This is a genomic window from Nocardia sp. CA-120079, assembly GCF_050955745.1.
Lineage (GTDB): Bacteria > Actinomycetota > Actinomycetes > Mycobacteriales > Mycobacteriaceae > Nocardia.
In genome coordinates this window covers 2,937,535-2,953,866 of sequence record NZ_CP192088.1, presented here as the reverse complement: position 1 = coordinate 2,953,866, position 16,332 = coordinate 2,937,535, and the positions used below count along the sequence as shown (strand labels likewise).

The following is a 16,332-nucleotide window of genomic DNA, read 5'->3' as shown; positions in this document are numbered from 1 at the left end:
CCTTACTTGAGCATCATGCCGCCGTCGACCGGTAATGCCACCCCGGTGATATAGCGGGCCTCGTCGGACGCCAGGAACAGCACGGCGTTGCTGATATCTTCCGGCTCCACCCAGGCGATCGGCAGCACGTGGAACATCTGCGCGACGGGGATGAAGTCGTCGACGGTCGGATTCTCCAGATCCGGTCGGAACATGCGGTAGGTGGGCTCGTTGAGCAGCATCGGCGTCGCCACATTCGTGGGGCAGATCGAGTTGACGCGAATGTTCTTGTCCCCCACCTCCATTGCCAGTGAGCGCATGATGCCGATGACACCGTGCTTGGCGGTGGCGTAGTGGCCGATATTCGGGACGGCGCGCAGGCCGCCGATCGAGCTGGTGAGCACGATCGACCCGCCGCGACCGCCCGCGATGATGTGCGGCACCGAGACCCGGGTGGTCATCCAGACGCCGGTCATATTGACATCGATCATGTCGCGCCAGGTCTGTTCGCTCATCTTGTCCATCGAGGCGCCATCGCTGGCCAACCCGGCATTGGCCACCACGATGTCCAGGCGACCGAGTTGTGCGACACCGTCGTCGACCACGGCCTGCATGGTCTCCAGATCGCGCACATCGGCCTCGACGGCGATGATGCGACGACCGGTCGCCTCGACCAGCGCGACCGTTTCGGCCAGGTCGTCCGGTGTCGACATCGGAATGGTGACACCGTCGAGCTGCTTACAGACATCGACGGCGATGATGTCGGCGCCCTCCTGGGCCATTTTCACGGCGTGGCTGCGTCCCTGACCGCGCGCTGCACCCGTGATGAAGGCGACCTTGCCCTCTACTCGTCCGGTCATCGGTATCACTCCCTGGGTCCATGGCCGTCGGCCCGGTGCCGACGGCGGAGCAAAAGCAGAACGGTCGCCAGCACGGCGGCAACGGCTATCGCGCCGTAGCGCGCCGCACCGCTCATACCGCTGGCGGCGAGCAGGTCGATCGGCGCGGCGGACACCCGAGGCTCGGCGACCACATCGGACTCGGCGCTGCGCTCGACTTGCCCATCGGCCGAAGCGGATTCGGGCTCGGTGGTCGCCCCGGCGGTGATCTCGGCCGCGAGATTGGTGGCGAACGTTCCGATGAGCGTGCCCGCGACCTCGGCGAGCGCGCCTCGGCCGAATTGGGCCGGTTTACCCGTTACAGCCAGGTCGGTTTCGACGAAAACATCTGTCACGCCCGCGGATTCGACGAGCCGGCAGGTGATCGTCGCCTTCGCGGTGCCGTTGCCGCGCGCCTCTCGCCCGCCGCCCTCCAGCACCGCGATCCCGGCCGCCTCGTCCTGAGAAGCGATCTTGATGGCGCCGGTATAGGACAGGGTGACCGGACCGAGTTTGACCTTGATCTTGCCGCGGTAGTCGTCGCCGTCGCGCCCGGTGATGGCGGCTCCGGGGACGCAGGGGGCGATCCGCTCGAGGTCGAGCAGCACCCGCCAGGCTTGTGCGGCGGGGGCGGGAATACTGAAAGTGTTCTCGAACTTCATGCGGACTCCTTCGCGATCGATTCCGCAGCCGCACGAACGGCCTTCACAATCCCCTGATAACCAGTGCAGCGACACACATTGCCGGACAGCGCTTCTCGGATCTCCGCATCGGACGGGTCCGGACTCTCCTGCAGGAATGCGGTCACGCTGGTGATGAAACCCGGTGTGCAGAAACCACATTGGAGCCCGTGACAGTCTCGGAAGGCGGCCTGCACCGGAGACAATCGGCCGTCCGGCGATGCGATCCCCTCCACGGTCGTCACCTCCGCACCGTCGGCCTGCACGGCCAGGACCAGGCAGCCACGCACCGCCTGCCCGTCCAGCAATACCGTGCACGCACCACACACCCCGTGCTCGCAGCCCAGATGGGTCCCGGTCAGCCCGCATATTTCGCGCAGGTAGTCCGCCAGCGTCAGCCGAGGTGGCACCCGATGGCGCCGGGCACGCCCATTGACCCGCACCTCGATATCGACATCAGTCATTGCCAGCCTCCTCAACGGCGCGGCGCCAACCGCGCGCCACCATCACCGCCCCGACCCTTTTGCGGTAGTCGGCGGTGCCGTGCAGATCGGACGGCACCGCGTCCAACGGTTCCGTCGCCGCATATCCGACCTCTTCGGGAGCGACTTCGGCGATCGCGCGGCCGATCAGTTCCGTCTCGAGGGCGGTGGCCCTGCTCGGGGTCGGTCCGAGTCCGAACAGACCGATACCGCAACGGTCTATCCGGGAGTCGGCGTCGAGGCCGATGGTCACGACAGCACCCGCCAGCGCGAAATCGCCACTGCGGCGGGCGAATTCCTCGATCGCGAAACCGCACCGGCCGCGCCGCGCCGGAAAGACGATCCCGGTCAACAGTTCGTCGGCGGCCAGTTCGGTACTCCACATCCCGGTGAAGAAATCCGACGCGGACAGGGTGCGGCGTCCGCGCGGCGACTCGGCCTCGATTCGCGCGTCGAGAACCATGGCCACCGCCGGATATTCGGCCGCGGCGTCGGCGTGGGCGATCGAGCCGCCTATCGTGCCCCGGTTGCGGATCTGGGGATGACCGATCAGCGGGGTGGCCCGTGCCAGCAGTGGCACCGCCCGGTTGATCTCCGCGGACCGGCCGACCGCGGTGTGGGTGGTCCCCGCCCCGATCCACACCGAGTCGGCGCGCGACTCGATACCGCACAGTTGATCGATGCGGCGCACGTCGACCAGATGCTCGGGGACCGCCAACCGCAGTGCCAGCATCGGCACCAGGCTCTGCCCACCGGCGATGAGCTTCGCATCGTCACCGAGTTCGGCGAGCAGCTCGACGGCCGCCATGGTGGAGATCGGCGCGTGATATTCGAACGGCGCGGGTTTCATGCCGGCACCGTCCCGGTTAGATCGGCGCGCGCCTGGTCCACCAGTGCCACGATCGCGGCGGGCGAGAGCGGCAGGTGGGCGACCTCGACGCCGAACGGTGCGAGAGCATCGACCACGGCATTGATCACCGCGGGCGCGGACCCGATGGCACCCCCCTCACCGACACCCTTGAAACCGCCGGGGCCGGGGCTCGGTGTGTCGACATGTCCGACCTCGATGACGGGCACCTCGGTCGCCGTGGGCAGCAGGTAGTCCATGAAGGTCGTGCTGATCGGATTCCCGCTGTCGTCATAGGCGAGGTGCTCGTACAGCGCGCCGCCGATGCCCTGGACGGTGCCGCCGAAGATCTGGCCCTCCACCACATCCGGGTTGATCATCGGCCCGCAGTCCTCGCTGACGATGTAGCGCAGCAATGTCACCGCACCCGTTTCTATGTCGACCTCGCACGTGCATACATGGGTCGCGTTGGCCCAGATCATCATGTGCGGCGTCCGATATCGGCCGCTGGCCTCCAAGCCCGCGGGCACTCCCGGCGGCAGGTCGTATCCGTTGAAGTAGGCGATATCCGCTATCTCGGCCAGCGTCATCGCCACATCGGGCACGCCACGGACCTGCGCCCGTCCACGCGTCAACTCCACATCCTCGACGGGCACGCCCAGCTTGTGCGCGGCGATCGCCACCATCCGCTCACGCAGTACGGCGGCCGTCTCCGCGATCGCACCGGCCAGCATGGAACCCGACCGGCTGCCGCCGGTGCCGCCGCCGAACGGTGTCAGTGCGGTATCACCCTGAATCGTGTGGACATCGGCGATGTCCACACCGAGCGCATCGGCGGTCAGCTGAACCACGGTGGTTTCCAGGCTGTTTCCCGACGATCCGCCCGACACATACACATTGACCTTCCCGGAGGGTTCGATCCGAATGGTCGCGCCTTCGGTGCTGTGCAGCGGCGTGCCGCCGGTGGTCGGTTCGAGGTAGGTACAGGTACCGACTCCGAGATAGCGTCCTTCGGCCCGGGCGCTGCGCTGCTCGTCACGGAAGGCGTCGTAGTCGAGCATCGCCAGTGCCTGCTCGAACGTCTCGGACGGCGACACATCGGAATACGGCATGCCATTGGGGTTGAATGTCGGAAACTCGTCCTGTCGCAACATATTTCGTCGTCTCAATGTCACCGGGTCCATCCCCATCCGGCGCGCCGCGGTATCCAGCAGCACCTCGCGGGCCACCGACTCGAACTGCCAGGGACCGCGATAGGCGACCCGCCCCACGGTGTTCGAATACATGAGCCGCACATCGAATGTCGCGGCAGGCACCCGGTACGGTCCCGGGAACAGCATCCCGACCGGGATGGCGGCTGTCAGCGGTGACGGGGTCGGATACGCGCCGACATTCTGCACGTAGTCGATGGCGGCGGCGAGGATGGTGCCGTCCGCATCGAAGGCCATGCGGGCGTCACCGTGTTCGTGCCGTGCCATGCCGCCCGCCATCAGGTTTTCCTGCCGGTCCTCGATCCATTTCAGCGCCACCGGCAGCTTGCGGGCGGCCAGCACGATGCAGACGTCTTCGCGCAACGGCGCGGCCTTCAGCCCGAAGCCGCCGCCGGTATCGCGCATGATGACCCGCACCGAATGTTCGGCGATGCCGAGCAGTCGCGCGCAGAAGCCGCGGATCTCGTGCGGCACCTGGGTGGATGCCCAGACCGTCAGCTCCCCGCTCGGCGCCCACCATTGCGCGATCAAGCCCCGCGTCTCCATCGGCACCGGCGCGTACGCCTGCTGAAAGACCTGCTGCCGCACCACATATGCGGCCGAATCGAAGATCGGGTCGAGCTCTGCGGCAGGACGCCCGCTCAGCGCGCCGGCCAGGTTGCCCGGACACTGCGCATGGACCAGTTCGGTGGCTTCGTGTGCCGTGCGATAGTCGACGACCGGCTCGAGCGGTTCGTAGTCGACGACCACCAACTCGACCGCGTCCTCGGCCACATACCGATCGATGGCGACCACCAGGGCGACCGGATCACCGACGAACCGCACCTCGCCCTCGGCCAGCGGCGGCCGCGGCACCGGCGGCAGCCCGGGGGCGTCCAGCGAGTACGAGAACTGGTGCACGTCCGGATTCAGGTCGGCCGCCGTGAACACGGCATACACTCCGTCGAGCGCCGCGGCCTCCGCGGTATCGATGCCGACGATGCGACCACGCGGGATCGGACTTCGCACGAAGCAGGCGTGCAGCATGCCCGGCCGATGCACATCGTCGACGAAACTGCCCGCGCCGGTCACCAACCGGAGGTCTTCGACCCTGGGCACTCGGGTGCCGACGAATCCGGCCGGCGGCGCTTCCGCCACCTGACGAATCCCGATATCTGTCATCAGGCGGGCCTCCCATTCACTGTGCGCAGCGTTTCCGCCACCACCGGGTAAATGGTGTCCGGAAACGCTCTGCCGGAAGAAATATGCACTATAGCGATGAAAATCTGGGAGCAGGGAAAAAGGGCATCGCAATCCGTTCGAACCAACGCGATCCGGCACCACTCGGAGCCACTCATCGCTGCTGAGGAATTGTCTAGCACCGCATCTGTAACGGTGTCAAGAGTGCAATATGACTTGAATGAGAATTATGATCTCCTGTCGGGCACTTATGATTCTTCCACCTGCACCTGCCATCGCGCAATGTCGTCGAGAGGGTCGATCATGCGGGAACTGACCGCGTCATTACTGCGCTGGCATGCGACCGATACGCAATACGCGGTCGCGACCGTCGTCGGCGTGACCGGAAGCGCTCCCAGACCGATCGGCGCCGCGCTCGCGGTCGATGCCGCCGGGACCGTCCTCGGCAGCATCTCGGGCGGCTGCGTCGAGGCCGCCGCATACGAACTGTGCCGCCAAGTCCTGCTATCGGGCACGCCGATGCGGGCGAGCTACGGTTACGACGACTCCGACGCCTTCGCCATCGGCCTGACCTGCGGCGGCACCATGGATATCTTCGTCCATCGGGTGCGCGCGGCCGACTATCCGATCGTGGAAGCAGCGCTGCGCCCACCCGGCCCCGTGGCGCTGGTCCGCGATCTGGACAGCGGGGCCATGACCACGGTCGATCCGAGCCGCACCGTCGGAGCACGTTTGGACGACGCTGTCGTCGCCGAGGTCCGCGCCATGTTGGACATCGGCGCCACCGGTGTGCGCACGATCAGCTGCGACGCAGGGGAATCGACGCTTTTCGTCGAGTCCTTCGCGCCGCCACCACGGATGATCGTCTGCGGGGCAACCGATTTCGCCGCGGCGGTGTGCCGGGTGGGCAGCTTGCTCGGCTATCGGGTCACACTGTGTGACGCCCGCGCGATATTCGCGACGCGAGATCGTTTTCCTGATGCCGACGAGGTCGTCGTCGGCTGGCCGCACCGATACCTCGCGGACACCCCGATCGACGCCAGAACCGTGGTGTGCGTGCTGACCCACGACCCGAAATTCGATATCCCACTACTGGAGATCGCATTGCGCCTGCCGCTGGCCTACGTGGGCGCCATGGGTTCGCGCCGTGCCGACGCCGAGCGCCGAACCCGGTTGCGCGCGGCCGGCCTCACCGACGCCGAGCTGGCCCGCCTGCACTCTCCCATCGGCCTGGACCTGGGTGGACGGACCGCCGCCGAGACAGCGGTCGCCATCGGAGCCGAAGTCGTCGCGGTCCGGCGCGGCGGGTCGACCCGACCGCTGCATGCCACCGATCGGCCGATCCATCCCGCCGAAAGCGTTCCCCCGAGTCAGTAACACGGTTACCATGGTAACCGTGTTACAGTTCTCGCGTGAGTCGGACAGCAGCACGGATTCCGTCGAAGAAGATCATCAAAACCGTGCTCGCACTGCTACAGACCGATGGCTACGACGCCGTTCAGCTGCGCGAGGTAGCGCGGCGCGCCCATGTATCGCTCGCGACGGTTTACAAGCTGTTTCCCACCCGGGACGCGTTGATCATCGCCGCGGTCCACGAGTGGATGGCGACCAACACCTATCCCGACATCGCACCGCCCACCCCCGAGGAATCGATCGCCGACGGCGTGATTCGCGTGCTGCGACACGTGTTCGAACCGTGGGAGCGCAATCCGACGATGCTCGAGGCGTTCCACCGGGCCCACTCCGCCCCGGGCGGTGCGCGCCTGAGCGTCGACGGGTTCGCCGCCGTCCTACCGGTAGCCGGACAGATCCTCGACGGTGCCGATCCCGAGTACCTCGAGGACATCGGACTGATACTGACCAACGTGATCTACGCCCTGATCGCGCGGGTCGCCGACAAGACCCTCGAAATCGACGAGATCCTGCCGACACTCGAGCGCGCCGTGCGGCGCCTCACCGCGGACAACACGGACCAGGACCGGGCCGTCCGCGAGCGGCGCAGTGCCACCGACCAGCGGCAGCCATTGGTACTGGATCCATCGGTCACCGCACCTTTCGTCCGGGAACGACCCCGGGACACCGACGCGTCGGCACGAGACGCCGCCGCACATCGACCGAACGCGGGCTAGCAGGTCCCGAGCGCAGCCATACCGTCTGCAGGGTCGCCACGACACCGCGGCCGGGCGACAACGGGGGGTGGTATTTCTGATCGGAAATCCGATCGTTCAACAGAAATAGAATTACGGTGGACGGGTGACCGAAATTTTCGGTTCCCTGATTCGACGCACCCTCCGATTATCATGCGGTGAAGGTGCATTCCAGCGCGCCGAAAAAAGGAATCGGCAGCCGCGGAAAATATTTGCTCGCACCTATTGACCCGACCTGTGACCGCGCGCACAATCATCGGCGTAGCAAATCGGATCGGAAACTAGGATTCGATTTCGAGCAGCTTTTCTCCGCATACGCTGCCGCCATAATCCCACGAAAGTGATTTCGCGATCGATGTTGATCCCGCACACTCCCGCGCCCGCCGAACCCGGGCTACCTCACCATGCGGTGGCAAATGGAATTGTGACAATTCACTTGGACGGTGCCACGACGGCACAGCCCGGCCGAGCCGGCGATACCGTGCTCGAAACCGCACGCCGGGCCGGACTGACACCACCGTTCTCCTGCGAGGCAGGCAACTGCGGAACTTGTATGGCCACCCTCGTCGACGGGCAGGTCGTGATGAAGGTGAACGACGCGCTGACCGACGACGACGTCGCGGCCGGCTACATCCTCACCTGCCAGGCCGTTCCGCAGACCACCTCGATCACCGTGGAATACCCATAATCTCCCGACCCAGGAGCCGACGATGACCGATTTCGACACCATCGACTACTTCACCGATCCGGCACTCGTGCCCGATCCCTATCCGTACTACGACCACCTGCGCGCCAAGTGCCCGGTGACGCGCGAGCCGCACTACAACGTGCTCGCGGTGACCGGATACGAGGAGGTTGCCCAGGTCATGCGCGACGCCGAGACCTTCTCCTCGTGCATCGCGGTCGGCGGCCCGTTCCCACCGCTGCCGTTCGAGCCCGTGGGCGACGACATCAACGCGCAGATCGAGGCGCACCGCACCCAGCTGCCCATGTACGAGCACATGGTCACGATGGATCCGCCGGAGCACACCTACGCCCGGTCGGTGCTGAACCGGCTGTTGACACCGGCGCGGCTGAAGGAGAACGAGGAGTTCATGTGGCGGCTGGCCGACCGCCAGCTCGACGAATTCCTGGCCAACGGCCGCTCCGAATTCGTCGCCGAGTACGCGAAACCGTTCTCGCTCTTGGTGATCGCCGACCTGCTCGGCGTGCCGGAGCAGGACCACCAGGAGTTCCGGGTCGTGCTCGGTGCCGACCGGCCCGGCAGCCAGGTCGGTGCGCTGGACAAGGTGTCGGTCGGCACGAATCCCTTGGAGTGGCTCGACGAAAAATTCAGCGCCTATATCAGCGATCGGCGACGCGAGCCGCGCGACGATGTGCTGACCGCACTGGCGCTGGCGAAATATCCGGATGGCTCGACCCCCGAGATCATCGATGTGGTCCGTTCGGCGACCTTCGTATTCGGCGCGGGCCAGGAGACGACCGCCAAGCTGCTCGCGGCCGCCGTGCGGGTACTCGGTGACGATCCGGAGCTGCAGCAGACGCTGCGTGCCGATCGCAGCCGCATCCCGGTATTCATCGAGGAGACGCTGCGCATGCACGCCCCGGTCAAGAGCGGCTTCCGGCTCGCGCGCCGCAACACCGAGGTCGGCGGGGTGGACGTACCGGCCGGATCCACGCTCATGGTCTGCCCCGGCGCAGCCAACCGCGACCCGAGCCGGTTCGAGAGCCCGCACGAGTTCCGGATGGATCGCGCGAACTTCCGCGAGCACATGGCCTTCGGCCGTGGTGTGCACTCCTGCCCCGGCGGTCCGCTGGCGCGAGTGGAGGGTCGGGTATCGCTCGAACGCATCCTGGATCGGATGCTGGACATCACGATCGATGCCGACGAGCACGGTCCCGCGGACGACCGCCGCTACCGCTACGAACCCACCTACATCCTGCGTGGGCTCACCGATCTACACATCCGATTCACGCCACGAGACGACGCCGCGCCGCGAGAGTGAGTTGAATTTCGTGTCGATCATGTTCGAACCCGACGGCCGAGGGCCCTCCTCGGTTCGCCTGCTGGTGACCGGTGTCTGCTGCATCGTCGTCATCGCGGCCGCCGCCACCGTGATGGTCGCGAATTCCCGTGGGGCACTTCGCAAGACCGTGACGGTGACCGCCGTCATGGCCAATGTGGGCGATGGGCTGCCCACCAAGTCGGATGTGAAATTCCAAGGGGTTCGGGTCGGGTTCGTGACGGCGGTGACGCCGGCCGCCGAAACCGGCATGAACGATGTCCGAATCGAGCTGACTCCGCACTTCGCCCAGGCGATTCCGGGCACGGTGACCGCGCGGGTGGTGCCGAGCAACGTATTCGCGGTGCCCTCGGTGCAACTCGTCTACAACGGTGCGGCGCCGCCGCTGGGTTCAGGTGCCCGGATCAGCCAGGATCACAGCCTGGCGACCGTGCGCCTGCAGACCTCGCTCGATCAGCTGCGGCGGATCATCGCCGCGGTCGGTCGGGAGGACACCGACAACGCGGTCGGCATGTTGGCGACTCTCGCCGAAGCCACCGAGGGGCGCGGCGCCGGCATCGAGAATGCGGCGGCACGGCTGCGCGATATCGTCGTCGAACTGGACAAGGTCGTCTCCGTGAACGCTGCGCCGTCCACGCTCGACTCGCTCTCGGCCGCGATGCGTGAAATCCAGTCGACGGCACCGGATCTGCTCGACGCCATGCACCACGCGATAGTGCCGCTGCAGACGGTCGCTGAGCAGCGCGCGAAACTCACCGCGCTGCTGTCCGGCGGCCTGCACACGCTCGGGACCGTCGGTACGGCACTCGACAACAACACCGACAAGATCCTCGATATCACCACGCATATGTCACCGGCCCTCGGAGCATTCGGTGACGGTGCGAGCAATTTTCCGCAGATCAGTGTTTCGCTCACGCGAATGATCACCCGCTTCACCGGATTATGGAATCCGCAGACTCAACGGCTTACCCCGCGCGTCATAGTGCAGCTGACACCGAACCGGCAGTACACGTCCGCGGACTGCCCTCGCTATGGCGAGCTGGCCGGTCCCAACTGCGCTAGCGGTCCAGCGACACCCGCCCCGACCGAGGGATTGCCGCCTGGCTTCGATCCGCGCCGCTTCCAACCACCGAACTCCTTGCTGAATAGCGATATCGGTCCGGTCGGCAGCACCGCCGAGCAGGAGCAGATCGCGAACATCCTCGGCGGCGAACCGAATGCCGCCGCGGACATCCTGTTCGGTCCACTGGCCCGCGGCGCCACCGTCTCGATCACGCCGGACCCGAACGGAGGTGACCGATGAACTACCGCGGATCACTGCTCGTGCTGATCGCCTTCCTGGTCAGTTCGGCGCTGCTCAGCTGGTCGGTCGCCGTCACCCTCGAACGCGGCATCAGCGGCGAGACCACTAGATACTCAGCACTATTCACGAATGTCTCCGGTCTGCGCGTCGGCGACGATGTCCGGATGGCCGGGGTGCGGGTAGGCCGGGTCGAATCGGTCGAGCTGGCGGGCTCGCTCGCGCGGGTCGGTTTCCGCATCCACAGCGATCAGGTACTGACCGGGAACACCACCGTATCGGTGACATATCAGAACCTGATCGGTCAGCGCTATCTCGGTGTGGCCATGGGCAACCATGGCGACCCGAACGTACTGAAGCCCGGTGCCCAAATTCCGGTCGACCATACCGAGCCGTCCTTCGATATCTCCAAGCTGCTCAACGGCTTCGAGCCGCTGTTCGGCACATTGGACCGGACCGCGGTCGACAACATCTCCGGAGCCCTGATCAAGGCGTTGCAAGGCGACAACGGCTCGATCACCACGTTGATCGCGGAGACGACCCGGCTGGCGAATTCGTTCGCCGGGCCGGACGAGGTGCTCGGACAGGTCATCTCGAATCTCGCCACCATCGTGGGCAATCTGGCCCAGCAGAGCGGAAATCTGGCCACGGTGATCGACCAGACGCGAGCCGTCTTCGAAGGCCTGCAACGACATCAGCGAGCATTGTTCGATTCCGTGGACCAGATCGCGACGGTGGTCGGCCGGGCATCGGAGATCGTGGCCGCCGACCAGCCCACCCTCGTCGAATTCCTGAATCGGGAACCCGGCTTCACCCAGCATTTCCTGGACAACAAGGCCAAGTTCGAGTACCTCGGCTACAACCTGCCAATGGTCCTCAAAGGGCTCGCCCGCATATCCCAGGCAGGCGGCTACATCGATGCCTACGTATGCGATGTGACCATATCGCTCGTCCCTGGCTTGACACCGCTGATTCCGGAGATAGTCGACGCGATAACCCCCGGCGGCAATGCCCAACACACCACGAAGTGCAGGTGAGCCGCATGCGTATTCCGTGGAATCCCAACGGCCGCAGGCGGATCGGGCGTTGGCTACTCGAAGACCTCAGCAGGCCCTGGCTCGGCTTCGCGGCGATAGCCCTACTGGTCGTGGCGGTCGTCGCCGCACTGGTCGTCAATTCGCTCGATATCGGTGAGCGACGGCTGGAGGCGGACTTCGCACAGGCCGCGCAGCTCGGTGCCGGCGATCAGGTAACCGTGGCGGGTGTGCCGGTCGGCCATGTGGTCGGCCTGCGGTTGGCCGACGACCACGTGACGGTCACATTGAGCATCGCCGACAATGTCACGCTCGGGCCGGCCACGACCGCGTCGATCAAGCTCACCACCTTGCTCGGCAATCGGTATCTCGAACTCGCACCGGCCGGTTCCGGTGCGCTGCCGAATGGCCGAATCCCCTTGGCACAGACCAATGTTCCCTACGATCTGCAGTCGGCCCTCGCCGACGCCACGACCAACTTCACCCAGGTCGATGCCGATAAGGTCGGCCAAGCGCTCACCGAACTGTCCACCCAGCTACAAGGGCTGCCGCAACTGATTCCGTCGGTGATGCAGAACGTCACCACCCTGTCGGGTGTGATCGCGGAACGACGCGGGCAGATCGGCACGCTGCTGACCAGCACGAGCCAACTGACCACGGTCATCGAGAATCAACGGGCCGGTCTCGGTGTGCTTTTCGACCAGGGCCGCGACCTGCTGCGGGAGGTGGCGGCCAAGCGGCAGGCCATTACCGCCCTCATCGCGGCCACCAGCAATGTGGTGCGGACACTGCAGCCGATCGTCGTGGACGATCAGCCCGAAATACAATCCCTTCTCGACAACCTCGGCCAGCTGGTGCAGATGCTCAGTCGGCACGACGACCTGCTGCGCAACATATTGCAGATCCTGCCGGTGCCCTGGCGCAGCTGGGCGGACCTGACCGGCTCCGGGCCGGAGCTGGATGCCAACGCGTCCTCGGGAGCGTTCGTCGACTCCTTCATGTGTGCATTGGTCGGCCGCGCAAAGATCCAGCTGCCCCCCTATTCGGAGGACTGTCGATGAGATCGTTATCACGTCCCGTCAAGCTGGTTCTCGTACTCGCCGCAACCGCGCTGATCGCCGGGGCAGCTGGTGCTCCGCTCGCCCGGCTGAACGAAACCATCACCGTGACAGCGCATTTCGAGAGCGCCGCCGGTGTCTTCGTCGGAAATCCGGTGGATGTGCTCGGCATGCGGATCGGTAAGGTGGACAGCGTCGAGCAACGCGGCTCATATGTCGAAGTGACGATGCGGGTGGACGCCTCGGTGCGGATTCCCACCGATGTCACGGCGGTGACCGTCTCGGATTCGGTGCTGACCGACCGGCACATCGAACTCACTCCGGTCTACCGCGGCGGACCGACCCTGGCGGACGGCGCGACGCTGGGTACCGACCGGACCAAGACCCCGGTCGAGTTCGACAGTCTGCTGGCGATGGCGGAGAAGCTGTCCACGTCACTACAAGGCGACGGGCAAGGCCACGGCCCGATCGCCGACGCGGTCGGTGTCGGCGCGGCGGTGGCGGCCGATAACGGCGAGGAGATCAAGGCCGCGCTGGACCAGCTGTCCCGAGCGCTGCGTCCGGGCGACGATCACGGCGCCGCCACCAAGAACGCGATCACCACTCTGGTGGCCAATCTGGACTCGCTGTCGGGCGCGGCCGCGCGCAACGACCAGACGATCCGCGAGTTCGGCACCGGGGTCCGCCAGCTGAGCGAGCTGCTCGCCCAGCAGAATCTCGGCACTGGCGACACCGGCGCGAAACTGAACGAAATCCTCATCCGAACAACCGATCTCATGCAGCGCAATCGCGGCGTGCTGTCGAGTACGGCCAGCGGAGCCAACGTCATCTTCCAGAGTCTGTCCGATTACAACCGCAATGTCGCCGAATTCATGGACCTGTTCCCGCTGGTCGTCGACAACGCCTATGCCGTGATCGATCAGAATGTGGGCGCGGGTCGGGTGCACGTGAATGTGGACAAGGTCGCCCTGGACGGACAGATGGTGAAGCAGGTGTGCAACCTGCTCGACCTGAAACAGCTCGGCTGCAACACCGGGAAGATGTCGGATATGGGGCCGGACTTCGGCATCGTGGCCATGCTGGCCGGAATCGCGGGTTTGCCGAAATGACTACCAGAAAAACAACATTCACCGCTGCCGCCATCGCCCTCCTGTCGACGGCACCGGTAAGCGGGTGTTCGGTCGGACTGGACCGGATGCCACTGCCAGCCCCATCGGTCGGATCGCACAGCTTCGCGCTGACGGCCACCTTCGCCAACGCCCTCAATCTCCCGACCAAGGCCAAGGTGAAGGTCGACGGCGCTGATGTCGGGGAGGTCGAGTCCATGACGGCCCGCGACTACGCCGCCGTCGTCACGCTGCGGATCCGATCCGAGGTCGAGCTCCCGGTCGGCACAACGGCCGAATTGCGTTCGGCCACACCGCTGGGCGATGTATTCGTCGCACTCAACCCACCACCGAATCCGGCTCCCGGCGCCGGTGCACTGCACGATGGGGACAGCATTGCACAATCGTCGACCTCGGCGGCGGCCACCATCGAGGAAGTGCTCACGCAGGCGGCATTGCTGGTCAACGGCGGCGTGATCCGCGATCTGACGAAGGTGATCAACGGTCTCGGCGCCGAATTCGGTGGCCGGGGCGACCGCATGGGCGAGCTGATCGCCCAGACGACCACATTGGTCCGGACCCTCGCGGCACGGTCGGACCAGATCCGGGCGGTCGTGCACGACACAGCAACCTTGACCGCCACCGTGGCCGCGCAACAGTCGGTGGTGAACGATGTAATGGCCGCAGCCAGTCCGGCGCTGGAGGTCGTGGCCGCCAGCACTCAGAACATCGTGGACCTCGCAGCGCAGTTGCATCGGATCGCCGACCAACTCGCGAAGTTTCCGTCCATCAACGGCACCGCAAAGCGCAGTCTGGTAACCGACATCAACAATCTCGCCGCCGGACTCAACACCGCAGCGACGGACCCCGACGCCAACCTCGACCCGCTGAATCACACCATGGCCATCGTCGGTGGCAAGGTAGCCAGCTCCACCGCGGCTACCGCCGACGCCGATATCTCTCAGATCGTGCTCGGAGCGGCACCCGATCCGAACTTCCCGGGTAATCCGGAAGCTCGGGTGCCCAGCCAGACCGACTGGGACAACTTCGCCGGTTCGTTGGCATACACGTTGGGCCGGTTGTACGGCCGAGTGATCGGACAGCGACGATGAAAAGCCAGGACCCGAATCGGCCCTTCGACGTCCGCCTGGAGTCGACGGCGAGCTCGGTCCTCGCGCTCGCCGACCGGTTGATCCGTCATCGACTCATCGTCTCGTTGATTGCCCTGATGGCCACGCTGATAGCGGGCGCGACGTATGTCGTATTCGGATCGCTCGCGCTGAATCCGTTCGCCTCCACCTATCAGATCCGGGTCCACCTGGCGCAGTCCGGTGGTCTGCTGCCCGACCGGGATGTCACCGTGCGCGGTGTCCGCGTCGGCCGGGTGTCTTCGGTCGATATCGAGGGCAGTGAAGTGGTCGCGGTCGCATCGATCGAGGCAGGCGCCAGGATCCCGGCCGACAGTGCGGTCCGGGTGGCGGGATTGTCGATGGCCGGTGAGCAGTACCTGGATTTCGTTCCGGCGAACTCCGGTGGACCGTATCTCGCCGGAGGCGCGGTCATCGGGAACGACCGAACCGCGGTACCGGTACAGCTGGCGCAGTTGCTCGGCGACCTCAACGGCACCATCGCACAACTCGATCCCGACAAACTGCGGGCGATCGTGCAGGAGTTGGGCGCGAGTTCGGCGGCGCCGGAGAAGCTGGCGGCGATCATCGATGGTGGCGCCTTCATGATCACGACACTGGGTGCGGTACTTCCGCAGACTGTCAGTCTGCTGCGTACCAGCGAGGTGGTGCTCGGCACCGCACGCGAGCTCGGACCAGCTCTCGCGACTACCGCGGCCGATCTCGAACGCATTGCCGCGGGCGTGAATTCGATGACGGGCGGGTTCCGAACCCTGCTCGACGCCGGGCCGGAGGCGCTGCGGACCATGGACCAGATCATCGCCGACAACTCCCCGACCATGGTCCAACTGCTCGGCAATCTGGCGACCGTGGCCCAGATGTCATACGTGCACGTACCCGCCATAAACAATCTGTTCTTCCCGACAAACCGCGCCGGGTCGACCGCGGACGCATTGGGCACCGCATTCCACGACGGCGGGATCTGGGCGATCGCCAACATCTATCCACGCAAGCAGTGCGATTACAACCTGCCGCGCCTGCCGATCACTGTCGCGAACCATCCCGAACCCTACTTGTACGCCTACTGCACCGACCCGGATCCGACGCTCGTGCCGCGCGGAGCCCGCAACGCGCCCCGTCCCCCAGGCGACGACACGGCGAACCCCCCGCCCGGAGTCGATCCGCTGGCGACCGCCGACCCGACACCGCAGGGTCCGCTATCGATCCCGACACCGATCGGCGGTGCACCCGTTCCGGCATATGTACCGCCGAAGTAGCAA

General features: G+C 65.8%; 15 protein-coding genes. 10 read left to right on the top strand and 5 right to left on the bottom strand.

Annotation, left to right across the window (positions count from 1 at the left end):
* Positions 1-2: 2 nt before the first annotated feature.
* From ACQPYR_RS13340 to ACQPYR_RS13320, 5 genes are read right to left on the bottom strand one after another with little or no spacing between them, the layout of a single operon-like run.
* Positions 3-839, bottom strand: a complete 837-nt coding sequence (locus tag ACQPYR_RS13340) for a mycofactocin-coupled SDR family oxidoreductase (RefSeq protein ID WP_433631808.1) — start codon at positions 837-839, stop codon at positions 3-5.
* A 5-nt stretch (positions 840-844) separates the two neighbouring features.
* Entirely contained in the window at positions 845-1,519 is a 675-nt protein-coding gene (locus tag ACQPYR_RS13335; protein WP_433631805.1) for an SRPBCC family protein, read from the bottom strand.
* On the bottom strand, positions 1,516-2,001 hold the full coding sequence (locus ACQPYR_RS13330; protein ID WP_433631802.1) for a (2Fe-2S)-binding protein: 486 nt from the start codon (positions 1,999-2,001) through the stop codon (positions 1,516-1,518). The genes ACQPYR_RS13335 and ACQPYR_RS13330 overlap by 4 nt, the downstream gene beginning before the upstream one ends.
* Entirely contained in the window at positions 1,994-2,869 is an 876-nt protein-coding gene (locus tag ACQPYR_RS13325; RefSeq protein WP_433631799.1) for an FAD binding domain-containing protein, read from the bottom strand. The genes ACQPYR_RS13330 and ACQPYR_RS13325 overlap by 8 nt, the downstream gene beginning before the upstream one ends.
* Positions 2,866-5,238 (bottom strand): xanthine dehydrogenase family protein molybdopterin-binding subunit, encoded by a 2,373-nt coding sequence (locus tag ACQPYR_RS13320; protein WP_433631797.1) that lies wholly within the window; start codon positions 5,236-5,238, stop codon positions 2,866-2,868. Before ACQPYR_RS13320 ends, ACQPYR_RS13325 begins: the two co-directional genes overlap by 4 nt.
* A gap of 321 nt (positions 5,239-5,559) precedes the next feature.
* Between ACQPYR_RS13320 and ACQPYR_RS13315 the strand changes: the two genes are divergently transcribed.
* The 10 genes from ACQPYR_RS13315 to ACQPYR_RS13270 all read left to right on the top strand — a co-directional run bounded on the left by ACQPYR_RS13315 (position 5,560) and on the right by ACQPYR_RS13270 (position 16,329).
* Positions 5,560-6,633 carry an XdhC family protein gene (locus ACQPYR_RS13315; protein ID WP_433631794.1) on the top strand — a complete coding sequence of 358 codons (1,074 nt, stop codon included), beginning with the start codon at positions 5,560-5,562 and terminating at the stop codon, positions 6,631-6,633.
* Between the two features lie 35 nt (positions 6,634-6,668).
* The gene (locus tag ACQPYR_RS13310) at positions 6,669-7,385 is read left to right on the top strand and encodes a TetR family transcriptional regulator (RefSeq protein ID WP_433631788.1); all 717 of its coding nucleotides are present in this window, start codon (positions 6,669-6,671) and stop codon (positions 7,383-7,385) included.
* A gap of 361 nt (positions 7,386-7,746) precedes the next feature.
* Positions 7,747-8,091: a 2Fe-2S iron-sulfur cluster-binding protein gene (locus tag ACQPYR_RS13305; protein ID WP_433635120.1), complete on the top strand. Its 345-nt coding sequence runs from the start codon at positions 7,747-7,749 to the stop codon at positions 8,089-8,091.
* Positions 8,092-8,113: 22 nt separating this feature from the next.
* Entirely contained in the window at positions 8,114-9,409 is a 1,296-nt protein-coding gene (locus ACQPYR_RS13300) for a cytochrome P450 (RefSeq protein WP_433631785.1), read from the top strand.
* Positions 9,410-9,428: 19 nt separating this feature from the next.
* A complete protein-coding gene (locus tag ACQPYR_RS13295) occupies positions 9,429-10,730 on the top strand; it encodes an MlaD family protein (protein ID WP_433631782.1) in 1,302 nt (433 codons plus the stop codon).
* Complete coding sequence (locus tag ACQPYR_RS13290) at positions 10,727-11,764, top strand: MlaD family protein (protein ID WP_433631779.1); 1,038 nt, start codon at positions 10,727-10,729, stop codon at positions 11,762-11,764. The genes ACQPYR_RS13295 and ACQPYR_RS13290 overlap by 4 nt, the downstream gene beginning before the upstream one ends.
* 5 nt (positions 11,765-11,769) lie before the next feature.
* The gene (locus tag ACQPYR_RS13285; RefSeq protein WP_433631776.1) at positions 11,770-12,822 is read left to right on the top strand and encodes an MCE family protein; all 1,053 of its coding nucleotides are present in this window, start codon (positions 11,770-11,772) and stop codon (positions 12,820-12,822) included.
* Entirely contained in the window at positions 12,819-13,928 is a 1,110-nt protein-coding gene (locus tag ACQPYR_RS13280) for an MlaD family protein (protein ID WP_433631773.1), read from the top strand. Before ACQPYR_RS13285 ends, ACQPYR_RS13280 begins: the two co-directional genes overlap by 4 nt.
* A gap of 86 nt (positions 13,929-14,014) precedes the next feature.
* Complete coding sequence (locus tag ACQPYR_RS13275) at positions 14,015-15,037, top strand: MCE family protein (RefSeq protein ID WP_433631770.1); 1,023 nt, start codon at positions 14,015-14,017, stop codon at positions 15,035-15,037.
* Positions 15,034-16,329 carry an MlaD family protein gene (locus ACQPYR_RS13270; RefSeq protein ID WP_433631767.1) on the top strand — a complete coding sequence of 432 codons (1,296 nt, stop codon included), beginning with the start codon at positions 15,034-15,036 and terminating at the stop codon, positions 16,327-16,329. Before ACQPYR_RS13275 ends, ACQPYR_RS13270 begins: the two co-directional genes overlap by 4 nt.
* Positions 16,330-16,332: the final 3 nt, after the last annotated feature.

Coding starts and splice junctions, on each gene's coding strand:
- ACQPYR_RS13340 (WP_433631808.1), bottom strand. CDS start 839: ATGACCGGACGAGTAGAGGGCAAGGTCGCCTTCATCACGGGTGCAGCG.
- ACQPYR_RS13335 (WP_433631805.1), bottom strand. CDS start 1,519: ATGAAGTTCGAGAACACTTTCAGTATTCCCGCCCCCGCCGCACAAGCC.
- ACQPYR_RS13330 (WP_433631802.1), bottom strand. CDS start 2,001: ATGACTGATGTCGATATCGAGGTGCGGGTCAATGGGCGTGCCCGGCGC.
- ACQPYR_RS13325 (WP_433631799.1), bottom strand. CDS start 2,869: ATGAAACCCGCGCCGTTCGAATATCACGCGCCGATCTCCACCATGGCG.
- ACQPYR_RS13320 (WP_433631797.1), bottom strand. CDS start 5,238: ATGACAGATATCGGGATTCGTCAGGTGGCGGAAGCGCCGCCGGCCGGA.
- ACQPYR_RS13315 (WP_433631794.1), top strand. CDS start 5,560: ATGCGGGAACTGACCGCGTCATTACTGCGCTGGCATGCGACCGATACG.
- ACQPYR_RS13300 (WP_433631785.1), top strand. CDS start 8,114: ATGACCGATTTCGACACCATCGACTACTTCACCGATCCGGCACTCGTG.
- ACQPYR_RS13295 (WP_433631782.1), top strand. CDS start 9,429: ATGTTCGAACCCGACGGCCGAGGGCCCTCCTCGGTTCGCCTGCTGGTG.
- ACQPYR_RS13290 (WP_433631779.1), top strand. CDS start 10,727: ATGAACTACCGCGGATCACTGCTCGTGCTGATCGCCTTCCTGGTCAGT.
- ACQPYR_RS13285 (WP_433631776.1), top strand. CDS start 11,770: ATGCGTATTCCGTGGAATCCCAACGGCCGCAGGCGGATCGGGCGTTGG.
- ACQPYR_RS13280 (WP_433631773.1), top strand. CDS start 12,819: ATGAGATCGTTATCACGTCCCGTCAAGCTGGTTCTCGTACTCGCCGCA.
- ACQPYR_RS13275 (WP_433631770.1), top strand. CDS start 14,015: ATGCCACTGCCAGCCCCATCGGTCGGATCGCACAGCTTCGCGCTGACG.
- ACQPYR_RS13270 (WP_433631767.1), top strand. CDS start 15,034: ATGAAAAGCCAGGACCCGAATCGGCCCTTCGACGTCCGCCTGGAGTCG.